This window comes from Streptomyces sp. XM4193 (genome assembly GCF_023072595.1).
Classification (GTDB): Bacteria; Actinomycetota; Actinomycetes; order Streptomycetales; family Streptomycetaceae; genus Streptomyces.
Genome location: NZ_JALLGK010000001.1, coordinates 536,960 through 561,591, shown reverse-complemented (window position 1 = coordinate 561,591; position 24,632 = coordinate 536,960). Strand labels below are relative to the sequence as shown.

The following is a 24,632-nucleotide window of genomic DNA, read 5'->3' as shown; positions in this document are numbered from 1 at the left end:
GTCCGTCGGCACGCGCAGCCCGTCGGCACGTGCAGTCCGCACGCACGCATGCCCGCACGCGGCGCGGCCCACCGCACACACGCGGCGCAGCCCGCCGGCCGTCGCCGCCGCGGCCGTCGCCCCGTACCGGCGCCGCTCACGCCGGTACGTGCACCGCCGACACCCGGCTGGCGACCAGCCGTTCGCGCTCGCGCAGCCGCGCGCTGCGCCGCAGCCGCAGTATCTGGCTCAGCCCCAGCGCCTGGAGCAGGAAGACCGAGGCGAAGGCGATCCGGAAGTTGTCCCCGGTCAGGTCGAGCAGCACGCCGACGGCGAGCAGCGTCGTCATGGAGGCGATGAAGCCGCCCATGTTGACGATGCCGGAGGCGGTGCCCTGCCGCTCGGCCGGGTTCGCGGGCCTGGAGTAGTCGAAACCGACCAGGGAGGCGGGCCCGCAGGCCCCCAGCACCAGGCAGAGCGTCACCAGCAGCCAGGTCGGCGCCTGCCCCGGCCAGGCCAGCACCGCTGCCCACAGCAGCGCCGTACTGCCGATCACACCGAGCACGATGGGCGTACGGGCCTCCTGGCGGCGGGCGATGGCCTGGCCGAAGACCAGTCCGATGCCCATGTTGGAGAGCACGATCAGCGTCAGCAGGGTGCCGGCCTCGGCCATCGTCCGGCCCTGCGCCTCGACCAGGAACGGCAGGCCCCACAGCAGCAGGAAGACCATCCCCGGGAACTGCGTGGTGAAGTGCACCCACATGCCCAGCCGGGTGCCCGGCTCCCGCCAGGCAGAGCTGATCTGCCGGCGCACATAGCCGCCGCTGTACGTCACCGGCGGCGGCGCGCAGCCCGGCGGGTGGTCCTTGAGGAAGAGCAGCACCAGCGCCAGCATCACGACTCCGGCCACCGCGCTGCCCGCGAAGGTCGGGGTCCAGCCCACCGCGCTCAGCGTCCTGGCGAGCACGAGGGTGGTCACCAGGTTGCCGGCCATGCCGAAGAGCGCGGCGATCTGCGCCACCAACGGGCCACGCCTGGCCGGGAACCAGCGGGAGCCGAGCCGCAGCACGCTGATGAACGTCATCGCGTCGCCGCAGCCGAGCAGCGCGCGCGAGGCGAGCGCCACCGCGTAGGAGTCGGCGAGCGCGAAGCCGAACTGGCCGACGGTGAACAGCACCACGCCGACCGCCAGCGTCTTCTTCGTCCCCCACCGGTCGACGAGCAGGCCGACGGGTATCTGCATGCCCGCGTAGACGAGCAGCTGGAGGATGGAGAAGGTGGAGAGCGCCGAGGCGTTGATCTCGAACCGCTCGGCGGCCTCGATACCGGCCACGCCCAGGCTGGTGCGGTAGGTGATCGCGACGAAGTAGACCGCGACGCCCAGGCCCCAGACCCAGACCGCCCGCGCGCCGCCGGGCGGGTCGCCGGGCAGCCGAAGCTCCTGGCGCACCGGGTCCTTGCGGCTCATCGCACGCCCTCGTCCCGCAGCAGCCGCTCCACGGAGCCGACATGGCCCTGCACGGCCGCGACCGCGGCCTCGGTGTCGCCGTCCCTGAGCGCCCGCAGGATCTCGGTGTGCTCGGCGATGTTCTTGGCGATGCGTTCGGGATGGGCGTGCATCACGGCCACCCCCATCCGCAACTGCCGGTCGCGCAGCTGGTCGTAGAGCCGGGCCAGGATCTCGTTGCCGGTGGCGCGCACCAGGGTCGCGTGGAAGCACCGGTCGGTGACCGCCACTTCGGCCAGGTCGCCCTCCTCGGCGAGGCGCCGCTGCCGCTCCAGCAGCTCCTCCAGCTCCGCCAGCACGCTCGGCGCCAGCGGTACGGCCCTGCGGGCCGCGTGCACCTCGACCAGCATCCGGGTCTCCACCACGTCGACGATCTCCCGGGCGGAGACCGGCAGTACGAGCGCGCCCTTCTTCGGGTAGAGCTTGAGCAGGCCCTCGACCTCGAGCCGCAGCAGCGCCTCCCGCACCGGGGTGCGGGAGACCCCGACCGCCTCGGCGAGCTCGCCCTCGGTCAGCAACTCCCCGCCCGCGTAACGGCGTTCCAGCACAGCCTGCTTGACGTGTGCGTAGACCCGCTCCGCGGCGGGCTGGGGGCGCGCCGGCGCCGGACGGGCTCCGTCACCGGCACGGGGCGGCTCGGAGGCACCTGCGGCGCCGCGGTCGGAGGAGGGCACGGGCGGGCTCACTGCCGCGGGCACGGCAGAGGTGTCGGACACTGCGGAAGGCATGCACACACCTTAGATACAAGAGCCATACACCCACCGCCGCTTCCAGTATCCGGACATCCGCTCCCGCGACTTCACGGCGGCGGAGGCGCGCCGTACGCCCGGACCCCGCACCCGTACGCCCGTTACGGCTGTTGTGCCTGTTGCGCCACGACGCCCCCGGCAGCCGGCCGTCCGCAGACCGCGGGCGGCACGCATCCGCCCACCCCGCCCCGCAACGCAGCGCCCCCACAACGCAACGCCCCACCGACCCGCCGACCCACCGACCCGCCGACACAACGACCGCGCGCCCGGAGGCCGAGGGGCTCCGGGCGCGCGGTGTCGCGGCGAATCGCGGGTCAGCTGCTGGGCTTGCCCGTGGAGATGGTGATCTTGATCTCGGTCTTCGGGTCGTACGGACCGTTCTTCCGCGGCGACTGGGACATCACGGTGCCCTTGCCGTAGGTGTTCTCGTCCATCTCGGAGTAGTCGGTGTCGAGCTTCCAACCCGCCGCCTCGATGCACGCCTTCACCGAGTCGATGTGCTTGATCTCGAAGTCCGGCATCGTCGGCCGCGGGTCTTCCTTGTCGCGGTCCGAGAAGTAGGGACGGGCGTCGGTGCACTTCTCCGACTCGATGGTCCGAGTCTTGTCCCCCTCCTTGAACTTGCCGGTGGGGTCGTCGTCGTCATCGTCGCCGCCGGAGTCGCCGGTGTCTCCGGTGTCGCCCGTGTCCGTGCCGGGGTCGGTGCCCGGGTCGAGGCCGGCCGAGGCGCTGGAGCCGCCGGAGTCGCCGCCGCTGCTGCCCGCGCTGTCGTCCTCACCGCCGCGGTTGAGCGCGATGATGATGCCGACCGCGGCCACCACGACTATCGCCGTCACCGCGGCGGCGACGATCATGCCCAGGTTCTTGGTCCCGCCGTTGTTCTGGTTGTAGGCGGGCTGGCTGCCGGAGTACGAGGTCACCTGGCCCATCGGCGCGGTGCCGGGCGGCGGCGTGCCGTAACCCTGCTGGCCGTAGGGCGAGGGGGTCGCGTAACCGCCGGGCGGCGGGGTGCTGCTGGGCGGCGGCGGGGTCGTCGCCGAGCCGACGGGCGGGAAGACCGACTGGGCGATGCCCGCGCCGCTCTGCGCCGGCCCGGTGCCGATGATCGTCGGCGTGAGGCCGGAGGCCGCGCCGGAGTGCCGGATGCGGTCGACCTCCTGCTGCATCGCCTCGGCGCTCGGGAAGCGCTCGTTGGGGTTCTTGCGCAGGGCGCGGGCGACCAGGGCGTCGACGGCCGGCGGGATGGAGGCGTTGATGGTCGAGGGCGCGACCGGCTCCTCCTGGACGTGCGCGTACGCGATCGCCAGCGGCGAGTCCGCGTCGAACGGCAGCCGCCCGGTGAGGAGTTCGAAGAGCATGATGCCGACCGTGTAGAGGTCGGAGCGGGCGTCCACGCCGCGGCCGAGCGCCTGCTCGGGCGAGAGGTACTGCGGGGTGCCGACGACCATGCCGGTCTGCGTCATCGAGGTCACGCCGGACTGCATGGCACGGGCGATGCCGAAGTCCATGACCTTCACCACGTTGCGGCGGTTGAGCATCACGTTGCCCGGCTTGATGTCCCGGTGGACCAGGCCCATCTCGTGGCTGGTGTCCAGCGCCGCCAGCACGTCCGAGGTGACCTTCAGCGCGGTGTCGGTCGGCATCGCGCCGAACTGGGCGACATCCTCGTCGAGCCGGCTGCGCAGCGGCGGGCCGTCGACGTACTCCATGACGATGTACGGCACCATCGCGCCGTCGATCTCGTCCTCGCCGGAGTCGAAGACGGCCGCGATGTTGGTGTGGGTGAGCTTGGCGACGGACTGCGCCTCGCGGCGGAACCGCTCGCGGAACGCCGCCTCCCGGCCCAGCTCGCTGTGCAGGGTCTTGACCGCGACCTGGCGGTCCAGCACATTGTCGTGGCCGAGGTGGACGGAAGCCATGCCTCCGGCCCCCAGCAGCCTCCCCAGCTGATAGCGGCCGCCGCCGACACTGCGGCCCTCGAAGTTGGCTGGCTGACCGCCGACGTCGCTCATCTTGACTGCTTCCCCCTCGGCGCCGCAGCCCCCTACGGACCGTTCTCTGCGCATGTACGGTTGCTGTTGATCGGTATGTCCAAGGCCCCCAGTCTGCCCGAGGGGTCTGACGAGTCAAGCCGCGCATCCGGTTCCGTGACCTGCCGCACGCGCATGGTACGTCGCGGCGGTGACAGAGCCGGCGGCCTCGGTCCTGCCAAGCCGTGGACCGAACTTGCCAGCCCTCACCGGAAGCGGGTTGGATGACCCGTTACTCCCCCCACACGCTCGCCCGCGCCCCGCGGGTTCCAACCTCGGCGAGGACTGATGGCACAGACACACTCCGCTTCCGGGCCCGACGGGCCCGACGAGCCGGACGGCGGTGCCGCGGGACACACCGGAAACTGGGGCAACAACGGCCTTGTGGGGGACGGCCGTTACCGCCTGACCAGACGTCTGGGCCGCGGTGGCATGGCCGAGGTGTTCGCCGCCGAGGACGTGCGCCTGGGCCGTACGGTCGCGGTGAAGCTGCTGCGCTCCGACCTCGCCGAGGACCCGGTCTCCAAGGCCCGCTTCACCCGCGAGGCACAGTCGGTCGCCGGGCTCAACCACCACGCCGTGGTGGCGGTCTACGACTCCGGCGAGGACACCGCGGCCGGTCAGACCGTGCCGTACATCGTGATGGAGCTGGTCGAGGGCGGGACCATCAGGGACCTGCTGCTCACCGCCGAATCCCCGCCCGCCGACCAGGCGTTGATCATCGTCTCCGGCGTGCTGGAAGCGCTGGCCTACAGCCACCAGCACGGCATCGTGCACCGGGACATCAAGCCGGCGAACGTCATCATCACCGAGACCGGCGCGGTCAAGGTGATGGACTTCGGCATCGCCCGTGCGCTGCACGGCGCGTCCCAGACGATGACCCAGACCGGCATGGTCATGGGCACTCCGCAGTACCTCTCGCCCGAGCAGGCGCTCGGCAAGACGGTGGACGCCCGTTCGGACCTCTACGCCACCGGCTGCCTCCTCTACGAACTGCTCACCCAGCGCCCGCCGTTCGTCGGCGAGACCCCACTGTCGGTGGTCTACCAGCACGTTCAGGACGACCCGATCCCGCCGTCGCAGCTGATGGAGGACGTACCGCCGGAGCTGGACGGGCTGGTGATGCGTTCGCTGGCCAAGGAGCCGGACGACCGGTTCCAGTCGGCCGAGGAGATGCGCGGGCTCACCCAGTACGCGCTGCGCCAGCTCCAGGAGCAGGGCGGCCACACCGGCGGCCTGTGGAACACCGGCCCGGTGCACGCCGGCGGCACTCCGGCGATGGGCAGTCCGGCCGTGGCGCACGGGGACGCGCCGACCACCGCGCAGCCCCCGATGCTGCTCGGCCGCCCCGACCGCGACGACGGCGGGTACGAGGGCTCCACGCGCGCCGACAGCGGTCGCGGCGGCGGCACCAAGTACGCGCTGATCGCCTTCTTCGCGGTGCTCGCCATCGCGGCGGGCGTCTTCTTCGCCATGAACAACACGGGCGACGGCGGAAGCGGGGGCGGCGGCGAGCCCAGCAAGTCGCCGACGCCGTCGCAGACTTCGGAGGACCCGCCCGAGGACCCGGAGCCCACCGAGGAGGAGACCCCGGAGGACCCGGACACCTGGCAGCCCAAGCCGCCCGAGTCGCCCAGCTTCTCGCCCAGCGACCCCGAGACGTCCGGGGACCCGACGCCCAGCGACTCCCCCACCGACCCGGTCGGCGGCGGCACCATCGACGGCACCGACGGCAGTCCCAGCGAGGGCCAGGACGGCGGCGCGGACGGCGGCGCGGACCAGGGCACCGACCAGGGCACGGACCAGGGGACCGACCAGGGCACGGACCAGGGGACCGATCAGGGCACGGACGTGGGCGCCTCCGGACCGTAGGCCCCGGACCACCGGCTCGACCCCGTGCAACGGAGCCCGGCCCCCGACAGCACACGCTGCCGGGGGCCGGGCTCTCTCTGTCGCGGGTCGCTCCGCCGGCCGCGGGTCGCTCCGCCGGGTGAGCGCGGGCCACTCGCAACAACCCGACAACCGCGGGTGCTCAATTGATCGCAGAGGGCAACAAATGATCGCGCTCTCATGCCATTTCCGGCGATTGACCCGGTTTCCGTCTCACATACTGACCCGTGTTCTGCTCTTCCCGTCGTCCGGGGGCGCAGGTTAACGTGCGTTAGTCCACAGGGCTTGCAAGGCTGTGACCAGTGGTATCCCCGGCCACTGCGACAAGGGCGGAAAACTAGTTGGATTTCCAAGAAAAGTCGCAGGTCAAAGGCGCAAACAGCCACGGGGGAAACTGGGTAACGTGCCTGGGGCGGGCCGTGGTGAATGGACACCTGTCACGCTCGGCACGCTTCGCGCCGCACCCACCCCGTGCGCCGTGGCGGTACCGGGCGAGCCGCACTGGCTCAACCGGAGACCCCGGGGGCCGGACCGACGGAGGAGCACTCGTGACCGTGGAAAGCACTGCCGCGCGCGACGAAGCGCGTCGCAGCAGCGGTAAGCGCACGTCAGCCAAGACCGCGACAACGGCAGCCGCGAGCAAGTCGCCGGCGAAGAAGTCGCCCGCCAGGAGCGCGGCCAAGCCCGCGGCCAAGACCGCCAAGCCCGCGGCCAGGACCGCCAAGAAGTCGGCGGCCAAGACGGCGGCCAAGCCCGCCGCGAAGTCGGCGGCCAGGAGCGCGAAGGCGCCCGCCGCCGGGACGACGACCCGCAACGCCGCGGCGACGGCAGGCGGCCGGCAGGACGAGCCGCAGCTCGTACAGCTGCTGACGCCCGAGGGCGAGCGGCTGACCCACCCCGAGTACGAGATCGACCTCAGCGCCGAGGAACTGCGCGGCCTGTACCGGGACATGGTCCTGACCAGGCGCTTCGACGCGGAGGCCACCAGCCTCCAGCGCCAGGGCGAACTGGGCCTGTGGGCCTCGCTGCTGGGCCAGGAGGCCGCCCAGATCGGCTCCGGCCGCGCGCTGCGCGAGGACGACTACGTCTTCCCCACCTACCGCGAGCACGGCGTCGCCTGGTGCCGCGGCGTCGACCCGGCCAATCTGCTCGGCATGTTCCGCGGTGTGAACAACGGCGGCTGGGACCCGAACACCAACAACTTCCAGCTGTACACGATCGTCATCGGCTCCCAGGCACTGCACGCCACCGGGTACGCGATGGGCGTGGCCAAGGACGGCGCCGACGCGGCCGTCATCGCCTACTTCGGCGACGGCGCCTCCAGCCAGGGCGACGTGGCGGAGGCGTTCACCTTCTCCGCGGTCTACAACGCGCCCGTGGTCTTCTTCTGCCAGAACAACCAGTGGGCGATCTCCGAGCCCACCGAGAAGCAGTCCAGGGTGCCGATCTACCAGCGCGCCCAGGGCTTCGGCTTCCCCGGCGTACGGGTCGACGGCAACGACGTGCTGGCCTGCCTCGCGGTCACCCGCGCCGCGCTCGCGCACGCACGCTCCGGCCAGGGCCCGATGCTGGTCGAGGCGTTCACCTACCGGATGGGCGCCCACACCACCTCCGACGACCCGACCCGCTACCGCGCCGACGACGAGCGCGCCTCCTGGGAGAGCAAGGACCCGATCCTGCGGGTGCGCCGCTACCTGGAGAGCGAGGGCCTGGCGGACGAGGCGTTCTTCAGCGCGCTGGAGGAGGAGAGCGAGCAGCTCGGCCTCTCCGTGCGGGAGAAGATCCGCACCATGCCCGACCCCGACACCATGGCCATCTTCGAGAACATCTACGCCGACGGCCACGCCCTCGTGGACGAGGAGCGCGCCCAGTTCGCCGCGTACATGGCCTCCTTCGAGGACTCCGCACACCAGGAGGTCAACTGACCATGGCTGCCGACACCATCACCAAACTCCCGCTCGCCAAGGCGATCAACGAGTCCCTGCGCAAGGCCATGGAGACCGATTCCAAGGTCCTGGTCATGGGCGAGGACGTCGGCAAGCTCGGCGGCGTCTTCCGCGTCACCGACGGGCTCCAGAAGGACTTCGGCGAGGACCGGGTCATCGACACCCCGCTCGCCGAGTCCGGCATCGTCGGTACGGCGATCGGGCTCGCGCTGCGCGGCTACCGGCCGGTCGTGGAGATCCAGTTCGACGGCTTCGTCTTCCCCGCGTACGACCAGATCGTCACCCAGCTCGCCAAGATGCACGCCCGTGCGCTCGGCAAGGTGAAGCTGCCCGTCGTCATCCGCATCCCCTACGGCGGCGGCATCGGCGCGGTCGAGCACCACAGCGAGTCCCCGGAGGCGCTGTTCACCCACGTCGCGGGGTTGAAGGTCGTCTCGCCGTCGAACTCCTCGGACGCCTACTGGATGATGCAGCAGGCCATCGAGTCCAACGACCCGGTGATCTACTTCGAGCCCAAGCGCCGCTACTGGGACAAGGCCGAGGTCGACACCTCCGCCATCCCGTCGCCGCTGCACCGGGCCAAGGTCGCCCGCACCGGCACCGACCTCACGCTGGCCGCCTACGGCCCGATGGTGAAGACCTGCCTGGAGGCCGCGCAGGCGGCCGAGGAGGAGGGCAAGTCGCTGGAGGTCGTCGACCTGCGCTCGATGTCGCCGATCGACTTCGACACCATCCAGCAGTCGGTGGAGAAGACCCGGCGGCTGGTCGTGGTCCACGAGGCGCCGGTCTTCTTCGGCAGCGGAGCCGAGATCGCCGCCCGGATCACCGAGCGCTGCTTCTACCACCTGGAGGCACCGGTGCTGCGCGTCGGCGGCTTCCACGCCCCGTATCCGCCCGCCAGGCTCGAGGAAGAGTATCTGCCCGGCCTCGACCGCGTGCTCGACTCCGTCGACCGCGCGCTGGCGTACTGAGAGGGCTGAGGAGAGTCGTGAGCGTGACGAGTACACCGACCGGAAACGCCCAGCGCTTCCGCGAGTTCAAGATGCCGGACGTGGGCGAGGGCCTGACCGAGGCGGAGATCCTGTCCTGGCTGGTCAAGCCCGGTGACACGGTGACCGACGGCCAGGTCGTCTGCGAGGTCGAGACGGCCAAGGCCGCCGTGGAGCTGCCCATCCCGTTCAACGGCACGGTCAGCGATCTGCACTTCGGCGAGGGCACCACCGTCGACGTCGGCACGGCGATCATCACCGTCGACACCGACCCGGGCGCCGGGCCCGCCGATGCCCCGCAGGCACCGGCGACGGACGCACCGGTGGCCGAGCCCGCAGACGACGGCGCCGGGGAGGCCGCGCCCGCCAAGCGCGAGCCGGTGCTGGTCGGCTACGGCGTCGCGGCGTCGTCCACCAAGCGCCGTCCGCGCAAGCAGTCCGCGGGTGCGCCGGCAGCCGCGGCACCCGCCGAGCCGGCCGAAGCCTCGGCGCGGGCCGCCCAGCAGGCCGTGCAGGGCGAGCTCAACGGCACCGTCCACACACCCGCCGAGCAGCCCTCGGTGCCCGCGCAGGGCGGCGAGCAGCGCGACGGGGGCAGGCCGCTGGCCAAGCCGCCGGTGCGCAAGCTCGCGAAGGACCTGGGCGTGGACCTGGCGCTGATCGTGCCGACCGGCCCCGACGGCGTCGTCACCCGTGACGACGTGCACGCCGCCGCCTCCGCACCCGCGGGCCGGCCGGCCGCGCAGCCGGCGCCCGCGGCGCAGCCCGCCGAGCAGGGTTCGTCCCGGGCGGCGGCCTCGCAGGCACCGGCGGTCGAGCCGCAGTCGCTCACCTCGATCCGCGAGCGCCGGGTGCCGGTCAAGGGCGTACGGAAGGCGACCGCCGCCGCGATGGTCGGCAGCGCCTTCACCGCGCCGCACGTGACGGAGTTCGTCACCATCGACGTGACGCGGACGATGAAGCTGGTCAAGCGGCTCAAGGAGGACCCGGAGATGGCCGGGCTGCGGGTGAACCCGCTGCTGCTGGTCGCCAAGGCCCTGCTGGTCGCCATCCGCCGCAACCCCGACGTCAACGCGTCCTGGGACGAGGCCAACCAGGAGATCGTCTACAAGGACTACGTCAACCTGGGCATCGCGGCGGCGACCCCGCGCGGTCTGATCGTGCCGAACATCAAGGACGCGCACGCCAAGACGCTGCCGGAGCTGTCCACCGCCCTGAGTGACCTGGTCTCCACCGCCCGCGAGGGCAAGACCTCGCCGGCGGACATGCAGGGCGGGACGGTGACCATCACCAACGTCGGCGTCTTCGGCGTCGACACCGGCACACCGATTCTCAACCCCGGGGAGTCCGCGATCCTCGCCTTCGGCGCGATCAAGGACCAGCCCTGGGTGCACAAGGGAGAGGTCAAGCCCCGCAAGGTCACCACCCTGGCGCTCTCCTTCGACCACCGGCTGGTGGACGGGGAGTTGGGCTCCCGGGTGCTCGCGGACGTCGCGGCGGTGCTGGAGCACCCCAAGCGGCTCATCACCTGGACGTGATCCGCGTCGGCCTCCGGCCGTGACGCACGATAACGCCGTACGGGCGGCTCGCAGCGATCCTGCTGCGGGCCGCCCGTACGGCGTTGTCAGTGCGGGCCGGCGCGGGCCGGCGCGGGCCGGCGCGGGCCGGCTCGTGGCGCTTCCGCTCGGCGCGGTCGGGTCAGAGGTACGGGCCGGAACGCACCGGGCCCTCGACGCCGTCGGCGCCCTCGTGGCCCTCCATCGCGCCCGGCGGCAGCGCGCGCCGCATCTGCTCCAGCTGGGTGCGGGCCGCCATCTGCTGGGCGAACAGCGTCGTCTGGATGCCGTGGAAGAGGCCCTCCAGCCAGCCGACCAACTGCGCCTGTGCGATGCGCAGTTCGGACTCGCTGGGCACCACCTCGTCGGTGAACGGCAGCGAGATGCGCTCCAGCTCGTTGATCAACTCGGGCGCGAGGCCGTCCTCCAGCTCCTTGACCGAGCTGGCGTGGATCTCCTTCAGCCTCGCCCGGCTCGCCTCGTCCAGCGGCGCGGCCTTCACCTCGTCCAGCAACTGCTTGATCATGCTGCCGATTCGCATGACCTTCGCGGGCTGCTCGACCATCTCCGTCACGGGCACCTCGCGGGGCTCGTCCTCCTCGGAGCCCTCGCTCCCGGAGGAGGCGCTGCCGAGGGCCATCCCGTCCGGGCCGACCACCAGGACCTGGGGGTTCTCCTGCGACCGTTCATGCATCGGCTGTGTCATACCCCCATTCTGCACCTTGGCGTCCACGGGTGTTCCCGGATGGTCCCGAAGGCGGGAGCGGCACCGGACACGGGGCGGACCGCCCCGCCCGTACGCGCGCACCGGGCCCGTGCCGGGCGGCGGTCAGGCGTTGCGGCGCAGGCGGTAGCCGAGCGCGGCCAGGCCGAGCCCCAGGGAGGCCAGGCCGGCGCCCAGGGGCAGCACGGGCAGCAGCGGTTCGCCGCCCCGCAGCGCCAGGCTCTCCTCCGCGCGGGTGTCCTCCGCGCCGTCGTTGGAGTCCTCGGCGAAGGCGGGCGTGTCTGCCGTGCTCGGTGCCTCGGGGGCGTGCAGCGCGCCCGGCGGCGGTGCGTCGCCCGCGTCCGCCGGCCGGCCGGAGCGCGTCCGGGGCTCGGACGGCTCCGGGGTGGGTCCGGTCGTCTGCGGTTCGTCGCCGGAGGACGGCGGCGGCGTCGGGGTGCCGGTGCCGTCGCCGCCGGGGGGCAGCTCGCCCTGTTCGTACGTCTCGCCGTCCGGCACCGGGTCGACGGGCGGCGGCGGGGTCAGCCCCGGCGGCACCGCGAACGGGAACTCCGGGACCGGGAAGAACGCGCCGTCACCGGCGTCCGGAGCCCGGGAGGAGGAGGGTGCGCTCGGTGGCGGCCCGGGCGAGGCGGCCTGCGCGGCGGGGCCCGCCACCAGCACCATCGCTCCGGCAACCACTCCGACCGCGTACGCCTTCACCGCAACCATTCCTCCCGCCCGCCTCGCCGCGTCGCACGCGGCACGCGGAACAGCTCGCAACCTCGCTGGACGCTGCGCGGAGCGTCGGCTCTGTTACGAGCGTCACACGACCGGCGACTTCCGGCATCTCGGACACCGGGCCCGACACCTCAGTGAACGAGCGCGCCCGGACGCCGTAACGGGCGTCCGGGCGGCGGGAGTTCACGGCGAGCGCGGCACGGCCCCCGGGCGGCTCGGCGCCGGGCGCGGCACGGGCCCCGGGACCGGGTCCGGTACGGGCCCCGCGGGGACGGCCGGGGAGCCCGCCGCACGCCTGCGCCGCGGGCTCCGCGGTACGCCCGTGCCACCCCGTGCCCGTGCCACCCCGCGCCCGTACGCCCGTGGCTGCGTGCCCGTGCCGGGTCAGCGGCTGAGCAGCACCTTGCCGATGTGGTCGCCGGTCTCCAGGGCTCGGTGTGCCTCGGCCGCCTCCGCCATCGGCAGCAGCCGGTCGATCACCGGCACGACGCGTTCGCTGTCCACCAGCGGCCACACGTGCTCGCGCACGGCGGCGATGATCGCGGCCTTCTCGTCCAGGGGGCGGGCGCGGAGGGTCGTGGCGGTGATCGCGCCGCGCTTGCGCAGCAGGGCGCCGAGGTTCAGCTCGCCCTTCACACCGCCCATCAGACCGATGATCGCCAGCCGACCGTTGACGGCGAGGGCCTCGATGTTCCGCTCCAGGTACTTGGCGCCGATGATGTCGAGGATGACGTCCGCGCCCCTGCCGTCGGTCGCGGCGCGCAGTTCCTCGACGAAGTCCTGCTCGCGGTAATTGATGGTGATGTCCGCGCCCAACTCCGCGCAGCGGGCCAGCTTCGCGGCGCTTCCCGCGGTCACCGCGACGGTGGCGCCGACCGCCTTCGCCAGCTGGATCGCCATGGTGCCGATACCGCTCGATCCGCCGTGCACGAGCAGCGTCTCGCCCGGCCGGAGGTGGGCGACCATGAAGACGTTCGACCACACGGTGGCCACCACCTCGGGCAGCCCCGCGGCGGTGACCAGGTCGACCCCCTCGGGCACCGGGAGCAGTTGACCGGCGGGCACGGCGACCCGCTCGGCGTAGCCGCCGCCGCTCAGCAGCGCGCACACCTCGTCGCCGACGGACCAGCCGGTGACGCCGGGCCCCACCTCGGCCACGGTGCCGGAGCACTCCAGCCCCGGGTAGGGGGAGGTGCCGGGCTGCGGGTCGTAGAAACCCTGACGCTGCAGCAGATCGGCGCGGTTGACGGCGCTGGCCGCGACATCGACCAGCACCTCGCCCTCGCGGAGTTCGGGATCGGGCACCTCGGACCAGACCAGCACCTCGGGGCCGCCGGGTTCGGTAATCGTGATCGCGTACATGCTCCGACGCTACTCCGCGCGCGGCGAGCGGGACGAGCGCGCGGCGCGGCCCGGGCGGCGAGTTCCCCCGCGGCGCCCCGCACGGGAGGCGGGCGCCGCCGTACGGGGAGGCGGGCGCCACCGTACGGGGAGGCGAGCGCCGCCGTACGGGGAGGCGAGCGCCGCCGTACGCGCCGCGGGCGCGAACTCCGCACCGGCCGAGGGGCGTTGGCGTACGGGCGTCACGGGACGGCGGGCACGGCGCGCACGGGACGGCGGACACAGGAACAGCGAACGGCTGTGTTCATCGGCTGAACAGAGCGTGCGGGCTTCTCACTCTGCGTTCACCGCATGAACGGGGTCGTCGCCGGTTGGTTCGCCGCTTGAAGGGAAGGGCGCGCGGCGAAGGCGTACGACCGCGAGCGCGAACGACGGGTGAACGGCGGACCGGTGGACGGATGACACTCCTCGAAGCGGCGGAAATTCGGCACATCACGGCCAATGCGCCCCTTCTGTCGTCGTCGCTGGTGAGAACGGGGTCGAGACGACCAACCACCGGTCAGCTTTCAAGAGTTGTGAGTAATCGGCGTCCCATGGGTTGACGTGACTGGGGGCGGACGTGATTCTGAGAGCGCTCTCACACGGGAGTGCTCTCCGGGCCACCCCTCCGGACCCCCAACTCCGGCGGCCCCGAGGCCTGTTGTGCACACACGGCGCTCGACACCCTCGCGTGCCCCCCACATACAGACCCGCCCCACGAGGAGGAACTGCGTGCGTGCCAAGAAGAAGCTGCTCGCGACACTGGCCGCTGCGGCCGTAGTCGGCGCCGGATTCACCGCGTTCGACACGAGCACCAAGGCGGAGGCCGCTGCGGCCGACACCATCCCGCTGACGTTCAAGAACGACTCGGGCACCGACGAGCAGATCTACATCTACACAATCGGTACCAACCTGGCGACCGGCGAGCAGGGCTACGCCGACGCCGAGGGCAACTTCACCGCATGGCCCGGCGGCGGCAACCCGCCCACCGACGCGCCCGACGCCTCCTTCGAGGGCCCGGCCGCCGGCGAGTCCATGGACATCCAGCTGCCGAAGTTCTCCGGCCGGGTGTACTACTCCTACGGCGAGAAGCTCACCTTCAAGCTCGCCGAGGGCGGCCTCGTGCAGCCCGCCGTCCAGAACCCGGACGACCCGAACGCGGACACCCTGTTCAACTGGACCGAGTACACGCTCAACGACTCCGGCCTGTGGATCAACAGCACCCAGGTCGACATGTTCTCCGCGCCCTACTCGGTCGGCGTCGACGGCTCGGACGGTTCGAGCCAGACCACCGGTGTCCTCAAGCCCGGTGCGTACAAGGAGTTCTTCAACAAGCTGGAGGCCGTCGACGGTTGGGGCGGCCTGGTCAAGAAGCGCGCGGACGGCAGCCCGCTGCGCGCCCTCTCGCCCGGCCACGGCATCGGCATCGGCGACATCCCCGAAGACACGATGTCCGACTACGTCGACCGCGTCTGGGAGAAGTACAAGAGCGACACCCTGACGGTCACCCCGTTCGGGCACGAGCCGGACACCAAGTACTTCGGCAAGGTCAACGGTGACAAGATGGACTTCACCGACGGCTCCGGCGAGGTCGTGACCAGCTTCGAGAAGCCCGACTCGGACAGCATCTTCGGCTGCCACAAGCAGCTGGACGCCCCGAACGACGAGGTGCGCGGCCCGCTCTCCCGCACCCTGTGCGCCGGCTTCCACCGCACCACCCTGCTGACCAACTCCGACCAGCCGGACTCGAGCCCCGACGAGTTCTACAAGGACGAGGTCACCAACGAGTACGCCAAGCTCGTCCACGAGGCGATGGAGGACGGCAAGGCCTACGCCTTCGCCTTCGACGACGTCGCCAACCACGAGTCGCTCGTCCACGACGGCGACCCGCAGAAGGCGTACATCACCCTTCAGCCCTTCGACTGAGCCGACTGAGTCGAGCGACTGATCGGTGGGCCGAAAGGCCCGCACACCCGCACCACCCGGCGGCCCCGGCACCGACCCCACAGGTCGGCACCGGGGCCGTCCGGCGTCCACCCGCGCCCGCGCGGCCGGCCGAGATTCCGGACCGTCCCGGCCCGCGGCCCTCCCACCCGGACGGGCACAGCTGACTCACCCGGGCGGACCCAACTGACCGCGGCGTCACGGACACACGCGACGCGAACGCACACCGGCACCGGCACCGGCACCGGCACCGGCGTACGGGGGCGCTCAACTCCGGGGCGGCGGGGGCGCGTTCCAGCCCGGCTGGGTGAGCAGATGCGAGGCACGCTGTCTGATCAGCGAAATCTGTATCCCCCCCCCAGCGAAATCCGTCCTTCGCCCGGAGGACTGGCCCGGATGTCTGCGGTACCTGAGCGTCGGGGCGTCGACCAGTACGCCGGTGGCCACGGCGGAGGCGGCCATCAGGGTGCCGGTGTCCTCCATGCCCTCCATCGCGGACCATCCGCCCAGCTCCATCAGCAGTGCACGCCGCCACATCACCCCCGCCGGATGCAGCGGTAGCCGGTAACTGCCCGGCGCCGTCGACCAGTTGTCCAGCAGTGCGCCGCGGGCCAGTCGGCCGCTGCGCAACGGCAGTTCGTGGACGCGCAGTTCACCGCCGGGCAGCAGGTCCCGCGCGTGGCCGGCGGCGTAGCCGGAGTCCGGGTGCGAGGTGAGGGCCCGGGAGAGCAGCGCGAGCGCGGTGGGCTCCAACTCGTCGTCGCCGTCGAGGTTCTGGATGACGGCGGCGCTGGAGCGCCCCAGTGCGAGGTTGCGGCTGTTGGCGGGGCCGACGCGGGTGCGATGGGCGGCGATGCGGACCCGTCGGTCGCGGGCGGCACCGCAGTCGGCCAGCGCGGCCCGCACCTCCCGGTGGCCGGGGCCGTCGACCTGGACGAGCCAGTGCCAGTCGCGGTGGGTCTGGGCACGCAGCGACTCCCACGCGGCGGGCAGGTGCTCCGCGCGGGAGTCCTCCACCGCCGTGAGCACGTCGACCCGCATGGTGCACGACACTAGCGGTCACCGCGAAGAGCCGTACGAGTCCCGTACGAGTCCCGCGGGAGTCCCGCGCGCTCCGTCGGAACCTTCGCGAAAACCCCTCCGACCTCGGCCGACGCATGGTAAGTACGAACGTATGGAGGGGAATTCACTCACCGAGCGGCTCAGCCGGATCGACTCGCAGGACTCCCGCGAGCTCGACCGGGTGTGCGAGGAGGTGGCGCACTCGCTGAAGGCTGCCGGGACTCCGCCTCCGTTCAGGCTCACCTCGGCGGACTTCGCCACCGACCCGTTCCTGATCTGCGCGGACCGCTACTGGCGGCTGCGGTTCCTGGAACTGCCGTCGGTGCGCACCGCCGCGGAGTGCGCGCGCTGGCTGTACGAGCACGCCGAGGAGAGCGACGCCTCCGGCCTTCCCTTCCGGGTGGAGATCGAGGAGAAGTGGGCGCTGGGCTACGCCTTCATCACCCGCGACTCGGTCGAGTCGCCGACCGAGATCTCCGAGGCGACCGGCGAACTCCTGGGTTCGCGCGACATCAGCTGCTTCGCGACGCTGTACCAGGCGGGAAAGCTGCGGGCGAACTTCCGCTTCGAGGAGTTGCGCGAGTTCCTGGAGTCCTCGCTGCTCGCGCAGGCGGCCGGCAGCCGCCGCACCGGCCCGCTCTTCACCGCGCTGCGGGCGTTCGCGGCGTACGGCAGCCGGAGGGTGACCGCCGAGCACGCGGCGGACCTGCTGGACCACGCCTGGTACTCGCCGCACCGCACCACGCACACCGTCGACGTGTGTCTGGGCGCCCTGGCCGCGGCGGCGCCCTTCGACGGGCAGGGCCCGCTGCTGCGCGACCGTGCCCAGGAGGCCGCGACGGACCACCCCGAGCACCACATCTTCGTCTACCGGCTCGCCCACGGACTCCGGCTGTGCGGGGAGTTCGACGAGGCGCTCCAGGCGGCCGACCTGGCACTGGCGCTGCTGCCCGCCACGGGTTCGCGCGGCAGCCACCAGCAGTTGCAGGAGCAGTACCTCGGCCTGCGCGAACGCATCCTGGAGGCACGCACCCGAGCGGCCGAGGACGCACGGCAGCTCGCCCGGCTGGAGCGGCTGGACCGCAAGTACCGGGCGGTGGAGGCGAGACTGGACTCCGCCACGTTCGGGCTGCTCGGCATGGTCACGCTGATCATCACCGCCGTCACCTTCGCCCTGGGCAGCTTCCAGTTCGCCGGCGGCAGCGATCTCTCGGTCGGCTCGCGACTGCTGCTCATCTGCGCGCTGGGCGTCGTGATGCTCGCCTTCTCCGGACTGCTGGTCTTCGGCGTCCACCGGCTGCTCCGCTACCGCCGGCCGCCGGGCGAGGAGGACGCCGTGCACGGACCCGGCGACGACGGGGACGACGCCCCCGGCCCCCACCGCACCTGACCGCACCCGACCGCACCCGCGATCCGGCAGCCGACTCCGGTCCGGCCGCACCGCCAAGGGTCCGGCCGCACCGCCAGGGGCCGCGCGGCCGTCCGCGGCGGGATCACCCGGGCGGGCGGCGTCCCGGGGTGTGCCCGAACCGGGCCGCGTACGCCTGGACGAAGGCCGAGGCAGAGGCGTAACCCACGCGGTGCGCCACCGCCCCGACCGGCTCGGTCGCGAGCAGCACTCGTGCCGCGCTCAGTCGCAGCCGGGTGCGCCAGGCGGTGAAGGACATGCCGAACTCCCGCTGGAAGTCCCGCTGGAGCGTCTTCACGCTGGTGTGCAGCCGGGACGCCCACTCCTCCAGCCGGGTCGGATCACCCGGGTCGCGGGTCAACTCCCGGGCGACGGTGCGGGCGTGGCCGCTGCCGACCGCGTGGTGGGCGAGGTATCCCGCTTCGGTGAGGGCGAGCCCGGCGAGGAGGGCGGACCTGATCCGCAGCGCCTCGCGCTCCTCGACGCCGGGCCGCGCGAGTGATTCGACGAGCCGCCCCGCCTCCGGCGAGATCGAGGCGGGTCCGACCGGGTATGCGTCGAGCGCGGGCGGGGCCTGGCGCAGACAGATCCGGTACACGGTCTGGCGGTCGGCGGCCCGCACCTCGTGGTCGACCGCCCGCCGGGACCAGAACGCCTCCTGCGGCCCGACGAACCGCGGGGTGGCGCCCACCAGGGTGGTGAGCATGCCGTCGGGCGACCAGTAGAGCTGGTGCAGGAAGTCCTGCCGGGTGCGGCCGAACTCGAGCACTCCGGCGGAGCGGTACTTCAGGACCATGATCCCGTCGGGCCGTCCGAGCCCGTACCCGAACTCCCGGCACCACACCGGATCTCCGGTGTGGGGTCCCATGACCGACACAGGTTGACCTCTCATCGACATCGCACAAGCAACGGTAAGGCTAACCTAACCTTGTCGCCGAGGAACTGGCGGCCGTTCGCCCGGGCGCGACGCGGCTCACACCGCGCCGCCCCGCACCCGCAGCCGGCGGTGCACCGGGACGGACGCACAACGCACCAAAGCGAACAGGAACCCGTCCCATGCCCTCCCGTCAGCCCCGCCGCCGTCTGCTCGGCGCCCTCGCCGTGCCGCTCGCCCTGCTCGCGGCGACGGCCTGCTCCACCGCGAACTCAGCCGGCCCCGGCGGGTCCTCGGACGGCGCGACACGCACCTTCAAGGCCGACAACGGGAAGGTCGAGATCCCCGAGAAGCCCGAACGGGTCGTCGCCACCGGCTACGCCGTTCCCGCGCTGATCGAGGCCGACGCCTCACTGGTGGGCATCTCCGGCTTCCGCCGCTCGCTGCCGATGATGAGCGCGCAGGACCGCAAGACCTACGACGGGCTGAAGAAGATCGCCGGCGAGACGGCGGCCGAGACCAACTACGAGGCCATCGCCTCGGTGAAGCCGGACCTGATCGTCGTCGGCGTACCGGCGCCGGTGCTCGGCGAATTGGACATGGAGCGGCTGGAGTCGATCGCTCCCGTGGTCGCGGTGGGCCCGACCCTGCCCAACGCCTGGCGCAAGCAGTCCGAGCGCCAGTCCGACGCGGTCGGCCGCACCGAGAACTTCGCCGGGAACCGCACCGCCTACGAGAAGCAGGCCGCCCGGCTGGCCGAGAAGTACGAGAAGGCCCTCGACGGCAAGGACTTCGGCCACCTCGGGGCGTACGCGGAGGGCGGCAAGGGCACCTTCCAGCGCGAGTTCGCCGGTTCCTGGGGCACCAACATCGCCGAGGACGTCGGAGTGCACTACTACGGCGAGGTCCGCAAGAAGCTCGGCGGCTCCCGCGACACCAGCGAGTACCCCGCGATCGAGGAGCTGACCGCCAGCTTCGAGGACGCCGACGCGATCACCTACACCGTCGACCAGCACGGCAGGCCCGCCAAGTCCGTCGAGTACGTCCTGAAATCCACGCTGTGGAAGAACCTGCCGGCGGTGAAGGCGGGCGAGGTCTACCCCCTGCGCCACACCGAGGCCACCACCTACACCCAGGCGAGGAAGACCCTCGACGCCATCGACAAGGCGTTCGCGCCGCTGCTGGAGGACTGAGCGATGGACCGCAGCAACCCGCGCGAGCGCGTGGCCGAGCAGCACCGCACGGGCACCGGTACGGCCCGGGTCCCGTACCCCATCACCATCCGCACCGCTCCGGTCGTGCGCAAGGAGTACGTGACCGAGCGGATGGTCCGACTCACGGTCGGCGGCGAGGAGTTGACCGGCTTCCACTCCTACCAGGCCGACGACCACGTACGCATCGTCCTCCCCGAGCCGGACGGCTCCCTGCGGCTGCCCACGCCCCGCGAGGACCTGATGCTCAACTGGCCGCGCCCGATGCCGCCGACCCGCAAGTACACCGTGCGGCGCTGGGACCCCGCGACGCGCGAGATCGACCTGGACTTCGTGCTGCACCGCGGCGGACTCGCCTCGACCTGGGTGGAGGCGGTCGGGATCGGCGAGGACGTGCACCTCGCCGGGCCGCCCGGTGCGAAGACCTTCCCGCACAACCGCGCGCACTACGTCTTCGCGGTCGACGCCACCGCGCTGCCGGCCGCCGCACGGTGGATCGAGGAGTCCCCGCCGGACGTCTCCGTGCAGCTGGTGGTCGAGACCGACGGCAGCGAGGCCGACGAGGCCGCGCTGCGCGCCTACCCCCTCGCCGCGCGCGACGGCCTGGACGTGCGTTTCTGCGCTCCGCGCGACGGCGCGAGCACACTCGCCGACACCGTGGCGGCGCTGCCGCTGCGCACGATGGACCTCTCCCGTACCTTCCTCTTCGCCGCCGGCGAGGCGGAGTCGCTGCGCGGGCTGCGCGCCTGGAGCAAGGGCCGGCTGGACGCGCTGTTCACCGGGTACTGGAAACGCGGAGTCGCCGGACTTGAGGACTGAACACAGCGACCCGTCCGCACCCGCGTCGAACGCGAAGGAGACCGCCGGCCCCGCTGCCCCGGACGACGGGACGGCCCGCACCACCGAACACCGGCCCGCGACCCATGTCGCGCTGCTCACCGGCGCCGTGCTGCTGCTCGCGCTCGGAGCGGCACTGAGCCTGTGCGTCGGCGCGCAGGGCATCGAGCCCGCGGAGGTCTGGCGCGGGCTGCTCGGCACCGCGGACGGCGAGGCGGGCACCATCGTCCGCGAGGTGCGTGTACCGCGCACGGTGCTCGCCGTCGCCGTCGGCGCCGCCCTCGCCGTGGCCGGCGCGCTGATCCAGACACTCACCCGCAACCCGCTCGCCGAGCCCGGACTCCTCGGCGTCACCGCGGGCGCCGGCTTCGCCATGACTCTCGGCGCGGCCCTCGGCCTCGTCGGCACCGAAGCGGGCGAGCTGGCGCTGGCCGCGACCGGGGCGCTGCTGGCCGCGCTGCTGGTGTTCACCGTGGGACGCACCTCACCGCTGCGGCTGGTACTGACCGGGGTCGCGTTGACGGCCGTGCTCACCGGAGTCTCGGTCGGTCTGCGCGTCACGCTCCCGGACGTCCTGGACTCCTACCGGTTCTGGTCGGTCGGGGCCCTCGCCGGCCGCGAACAGGCCGACCTCGCACCGCTGTTGGTCCTCATCGGCTGCTGTCTGGCCGCCACCGTGCCGCTGGCCGGATCGCTGGGCGCCATCGCGCTCGGCGAGCACGTCGCACACACCCTGGGCGTACGCGTCGCCCGGGTGCGGCTGGCCGTGCTGGCCCTGATCACCCTGCTCACCGGCGCCGCGACGGCCGCGGCCGGACCGATCGTCTTCGTCGGCCTGGTCGTTCCGCATCTGGCACGGCGCGCCGCGGGCGGCTCGGTACGGCTGCTGATCGGCTACACGATGCTGCTCGGGCCGGTGCTGATGCTCCTCGCCGACGTCGGCGCCCGGGTGCTGCTGCCGGTCGGTGAGCTGCCGGTCGCGGTGGTCACCGCGTTCGTCGGCGGGCCCGTGCTGATCTGGGCCGTGCGCAGATACGGGGCGGTGGCGCTGTGAGGCCGCTCGTGCTGCGGGCCGGGCCGGTCTCGGCCCGGGTGGAGACCCGTACGGCCGCCGTCTGCCTGTCGCTGCTGGTCCTCGCGCTCGCCCTCGGCCTCGTCGGGCTGTGCCGCGGCGACACCTGGGACTCGCCCGCGACAGCGCTCACGGGTCTGCTCGGCCACGGCGACTCCGCGCTCGTCGTCCAGCAGTGGCGGCTGCCCAGGGTCGCCGCCGCCCTGGCGTTCGGCGCCGCACTCGGTCTGGCCGGGGCGATCTTCCAGAACCTGACCCGCAACGCTCTGGGCAGCCCGGACATCATCGGCCTGGACGCGGGCGCCTACGGCGGCGCGCTGTTCGCGCTGACCGTACTGGGCGGCACCGCCGGGCAGTTGGCGTTCAGCTCGGTGGCGGGCGGCTTGCTCACGGCCGCCGCGATCTATCTGCTCTCGCTCAAGTCGGGGCTGTCCGGACTGCGTCTGATCGTGATCGGAGTCGCGGTGAACGCGATGCTGATGGCGTTCAACTCCTGGGTCCTGATGTGGATCGACCTCGACGTGGCGCTGGTCGCAGTCGGCTGGAACGCCGGTTCCCTCAACGGACTGGGCTGGTCCGACGTCACCCTGCCGCTGCTGATCATCGCCGCCCTCGCCGCGCTGACCGCCGCCCTCTCGCACACCGTGCACCAGGCGTCGCTGGGCGACGAACTCGCCCTCGCCTCGGGCGTCAACCTCTCCCTCCACCGGGTCCTGATCGTCTTCGCCGGGGTCGCCTGCACGGCCACGGTCACCGCGGTGGCCGGGCCGATCGTCTTCGTCGCCCTCGCCGCGCCGCAGATCGGTCGCCGACTCGCGGGCGCCTCGGGCGTACCGCTGCTGCCGGCCGCGCTCACCGGCGCCGTACTGCTGATCGCCGCCGACCTCACCGCCCAGACCCTGCTGGCCCCCGTGGCACTGCCGGTCGGCGTGGTGACGACCGCCATCGGCGGCTGCTACCTGATCTGGCTGCTCTCCAAGGACCTCAGGAAAGGCCGGACCCCGTGACCGCCCTGCTCACCGCCCGCGAGCTCACCCTCGCCTACGGGCCCCGCACCGTCTCCACCCGCCTCGATCTGGACGTGCCCGACGGCGCGTTCACCGCCATCGTCGGGGCCAACGCCTGCGGAAAGTCGACCCTGTTGAAGGCGCTGGTACGGCTGCTCCGCCCGGCCGGAGGGACCGTCCGGTTCGAGGGCCGATCGGTGCAGGAGCACCGGCCGAAGGCGCTGGCCCGACGGCTGGGCTTCCTGCCGCAGGGCCTGACCGCACCGGAGAACATGGTGGTCCGCCGCCTCGTCGCCCGGGGCCGCTACCCGCACCAGACACCGCTGTCCACCTGGTCGGAGGCGGACGAACGGGCCGTCCGCGACGCCATGGAGGCCGCCGGCGTCACCGAGCTGGCCGACCGCCCGCTGGAGGAACTCTCCGGCGGACAGCGCCAACGCGCCTGGGTCGCCATGGTGTTGGCGCAGGAGACGCCGTACCTGCTGCTCGACGAGCCGACCACCTTCCTCGACATCACGCACCAGTACCAACTGCTCACCCTGCTGGCGAGCCTGCGCGACGAGGGCCGCACGATCGTCGCCGTGCTCCACGACATCAACCAGGCGTGCCGCTTCGCCGACCACCTCATCGCCCTCAAGGACGGGCGCGTCCTCGCCGAGGGCGCACCCGGCGACATCGTCGACGCGGAGCTGATCGAGGAGTGCTTCGACCTGCCCAGCCTCGTCGTCCCCGACCCGCTCACCGGCACCCCCCTGGTGGTCCCCAGACCCTGACCCCGCAGAGCCCGACCCGACCGGCCCGGCCGGACCCCCACCGCGACGTCGAACCCCTCGTCGAGCGGGAGCGGGTCGGGAAGTCGGTGTGGTTCGTGTTCGGTGCCGCGGCGTCGACCTGCCGGGACGGGCAGCGTTTGCGGGGCGTGGGGGCGGGTCGCAGGGTGGGGTGAGGAGAGCGGAGTCCGACTCGTGGAGGCCGGGATCGTGGCGGAGAACGAGGAGACCGGGGCGGCGGTGAGGTTCGACGGGCTGCGGGCGATGTTCGTGAACGCGACCCTCAAGCGCTCCCCCGAGGTCAGCAACACCGGCGGTCTGATCGATCTGAGCGCGGACATCATGCGCCGACACGGGGTGTCGGTGGAGGTGGTGCGGGCGGTCGACCACGACATCGCCACCGGCGTCTGGCCGGACATGACCGAGCACGGCGCGCGCAGCGACGAGTGGCCCTCGCTCTTCCCCCGGGTGCTGGACGCGCACGTGCTGGTGCTGTGCGGTCCGATCTGGCTGGGCGACAACAGCTCGGTGATGAAGCGCTTCATCGAGCGGCTGTACGGCTGCTCCGGCGAGCTGAACGAGCAGGGCCAGTCGATCTTCTACGGACGGGTCGGCGGCTGTCTGATCACCGGCAACGAGGACGGCATCAAGCACTGCGCGATGAACGTGCTCTACAGCCTCCAGCACCTGGGCTACACCGTCCCGCCGCAGGCGGACGCCGGCTGGATCGGCGAGGCGGGACCCGGACCGTCGTATCTGGACCCGGGCTCGGGCGGTCCCGAGAACGACTTCACCAGGCGCAACACCAGCTTCATGACGTACAACCTGCTGCACCTCGCCGCACTTCTGCGCGACGCCGGCGGCGTACCGACCTACGGAAACCGGCGCGACACCTGGGACGCGGGCTGCGCACCCGACCGCGACAACCCCGAACACCGCTGACCCGCGCCCGGCGGCAGCCGCGCGTGGCCCCGACG

General features: G+C 72.3%; 20 protein-coding genes. 12 read left to right on the top strand and 8 right to left on the bottom strand.

Going from position 1 to position 24,632, the window contains the following annotated elements; genetic code table 11:
* Window positions 1–136: 136 nt before the first annotated feature.
* The 3 genes from MTQ01_RS02325 to MTQ01_RS02315 all read right to left on the bottom strand — a co-directional run bounded on the left by MTQ01_RS02325 (window position 137) and on the right by MTQ01_RS02315 (window position 4,247).
* The gene (locus tag MTQ01_RS02325; protein WP_247486601.1) at window positions 137–1,447 is read right to left on the bottom strand and encodes a nitrate/nitrite transporter; all 1,311 of its coding nucleotides are present in this window, start codon (window positions 1,445–1,447) and stop codon (window positions 137–139) included.
* Window positions 1,444–2,214: a GntR family transcriptional regulator gene (locus MTQ01_RS02320; RefSeq protein ID WP_247486600.1), complete on the bottom strand. Its 771-nt coding sequence runs from the start codon at window positions 2,212–2,214 to the stop codon at window positions 1,444–1,446. The genes MTQ01_RS02325 and MTQ01_RS02320 overlap by 4 nt, the downstream gene beginning before the upstream one ends.
* A 335-nt stretch (window positions 2,215–2,549) precedes the next feature.
* Window positions 2,550–4,247: a Stk1 family PASTA domain-containing Ser/Thr kinase gene (locus tag MTQ01_RS02315; protein WP_247486599.1), complete on the bottom strand. Its 1,698-nt coding sequence runs from the start codon at window positions 4,245–4,247 to the stop codon at window positions 2,550–2,552.
* A gap of 306 nt (window positions 4,248–4,553) precedes the next feature.
* On the opposite strand from MTQ01_RS02315, the gene MTQ01_RS02310 reads away from it, so the two are divergent.
* The 4 genes from MTQ01_RS02310 to MTQ01_RS02295 all read left to right on the top strand — a co-directional run bounded on the left by MTQ01_RS02310 (window position 4,554) and on the right by MTQ01_RS02295 (window position 10,628).
* Window positions 4,554–6,137 (top strand): protein kinase, encoded by a 1,584-nt coding sequence (locus MTQ01_RS02310; protein WP_247486598.1) that lies wholly within the window; start codon window positions 4,554–4,556, stop codon window positions 6,135–6,137.
* Window positions 6,138–6,703: 566 nt separating this feature from the next.
* Window positions 6,704–8,080 carry a pyruvate dehydrogenase (acetyl-transferring) E1 component subunit alpha gene (gene pdhA / locus MTQ01_RS02305; protein WP_247486597.1) on the top strand — a complete coding sequence of 459 codons (1,377 nt, stop codon included), beginning with the start codon at window positions 6,704–6,706 and terminating at the stop codon, window positions 8,078–8,080.
* Window positions 8,081–8,082: 2 nt separating this feature from the next.
* Complete coding sequence (locus MTQ01_RS02300) at window positions 8,083–9,072, top strand: alpha-ketoacid dehydrogenase subunit beta (RefSeq protein WP_247486596.1); 990 nt, start codon at window positions 8,083–8,085, stop codon at window positions 9,070–9,072.
* Window positions 9,073–9,143: 71 nt separating this feature from the next.
* Window positions 9,144–10,628: a dihydrolipoamide acetyltransferase family protein gene (locus MTQ01_RS02295; protein ID WP_247487667.1), complete on the top strand. Its 1,485-nt coding sequence runs from the start codon at window positions 9,144–9,146 to the stop codon at window positions 10,626–10,628.
* Between the two features lie 160 nt (window positions 10,629–10,788).
* Here MTQ01_RS02295 and MTQ01_RS02290 read toward each other — a convergent pair whose 3' ends face one another.
* The 3 genes from MTQ01_RS02290 to MTQ01_RS02280 form a co-directional block, all read right to left on the bottom strand.
* Window positions 10,789–11,352 carry a bacterial proteasome activator family protein gene (locus MTQ01_RS02290; RefSeq protein WP_247486595.1) on the bottom strand — a complete coding sequence of 188 codons (564 nt, stop codon included), beginning with the start codon at window positions 11,350–11,352 and terminating at the stop codon, window positions 10,789–10,791.
* Window positions 11,353–11,475: 123 nt separating this feature from the next.
* A complete protein-coding gene (locus MTQ01_RS02285; RefSeq protein ID WP_247486594.1) occupies window positions 11,476–12,081 on the bottom strand; it encodes a hypothetical protein in 606 nt (201 codons plus the stop codon).
* Between the two features lie 393 nt (window positions 12,082–12,474).
* Window positions 12,475–13,452 carry an NAD(P)H-quinone oxidoreductase gene (locus MTQ01_RS02280; RefSeq protein ID WP_247486593.1) on the bottom strand — a complete coding sequence of 326 codons (978 nt, stop codon included), beginning with the start codon at window positions 13,450–13,452 and terminating at the stop codon, window positions 12,475–12,477.
* Between the two features lie 750 nt (window positions 13,453–14,202).
* On the opposite strand from MTQ01_RS02280, the gene MTQ01_RS02275 reads away from it, so the two are divergent.
* The gene (locus tag MTQ01_RS02275) at window positions 14,203–15,396 is read left to right on the top strand and encodes a glycoside hydrolase family 64 protein (RefSeq protein WP_247486592.1); all 1,194 of its coding nucleotides are present in this window, start codon (window positions 14,203–14,205) and stop codon (window positions 15,394–15,396) included.
* Window positions 15,397–15,681: 285 nt separating this feature from the next.
* Here MTQ01_RS02275 and MTQ01_RS02270 read toward each other — a convergent pair whose 3' ends face one another.
* On the bottom strand, window positions 15,682–16,455 hold the full coding sequence (locus tag MTQ01_RS02270) for a glycosyltransferase family A protein (protein ID WP_247486591.1): 774 nt from the start codon (window positions 16,453–16,455) through the stop codon (window positions 15,682–15,684).
* A gap of 133 nt (window positions 16,456–16,588) precedes the next feature.
* On the opposite strand from MTQ01_RS02270, the gene MTQ01_RS02265 reads away from it, so the two are divergent.
* Complete coding sequence (locus tag MTQ01_RS02265; protein WP_247486590.1) at window positions 16,589–17,866, top strand: hypothetical protein; 1,278 nt, start codon at window positions 16,589–16,591, stop codon at window positions 17,864–17,866.
* Window positions 17,867–17,969: 103 nt separating this feature from the next.
* Here MTQ01_RS02265 and MTQ01_RS02260 read toward each other — a convergent pair whose 3' ends face one another.
* Window positions 17,970–18,752: an AraC family transcriptional regulator gene (locus MTQ01_RS02260; protein WP_247486589.1), complete on the bottom strand. Its 783-nt coding sequence runs from the start codon at window positions 18,750–18,752 to the stop codon at window positions 17,970–17,972.
* 188 nt (window positions 18,753–18,940) lie between these two features.
* Here MTQ01_RS02260 and MTQ01_RS02255 point away from each other — a divergent pair, with 188 nt between their 5' ends.
* The 6 genes from MTQ01_RS02255 (at window position 18,941) to MTQ01_RS02230 (ending at window position 24,597) form a co-directional block, all read left to right on the top strand.
* Entirely contained in the window at window positions 18,941–19,951 is a 1,011-nt protein-coding gene (locus MTQ01_RS02255) for an ABC transporter substrate-binding protein (protein WP_247486588.1), read from the top strand.
* A 3-nt stretch (window positions 19,952–19,954) separates the two neighbouring features.
* Window positions 19,955–20,788 (top strand): siderophore-interacting protein, encoded by an 834-nt coding sequence (locus tag MTQ01_RS02250; protein WP_247486587.1) that lies wholly within the window; start codon window positions 19,955–19,957, stop codon window positions 20,786–20,788.
* A gap of 112 nt (window positions 20,789–20,900) precedes the next feature.
* Window positions 20,901–21,860: an iron ABC transporter permease gene (locus MTQ01_RS02245; RefSeq protein WP_247487665.1), complete on the top strand. Its 960-nt coding sequence runs from the start codon at window positions 20,901–20,903 to the stop codon at window positions 21,858–21,860.
* Entirely contained in the window at window positions 21,857–22,885 is a 1,029-nt protein-coding gene (locus tag MTQ01_RS02240; RefSeq protein ID WP_247486586.1) for an iron chelate uptake ABC transporter family permease subunit, read from the top strand. Before MTQ01_RS02245 ends, MTQ01_RS02240 begins: the two co-directional genes overlap by 4 nt.
* Entirely contained in the window at window positions 22,882–23,658 is a 777-nt protein-coding gene (locus MTQ01_RS02235) for an ABC transporter ATP-binding protein (protein ID WP_247486585.1), read from the top strand. The genes MTQ01_RS02240 and MTQ01_RS02235 overlap by 4 nt, the downstream gene beginning before the upstream one ends.
* Before the next feature lie 261 nt (window positions 23,659–23,919).
* A complete protein-coding gene (locus MTQ01_RS02230) occupies window positions 23,920–24,597 on the top strand; it encodes a flavodoxin family protein (protein WP_247487663.1) in 678 nt (225 codons plus the stop codon).
* Window positions 24,598–24,632: the final 35 nt, after the last annotated feature.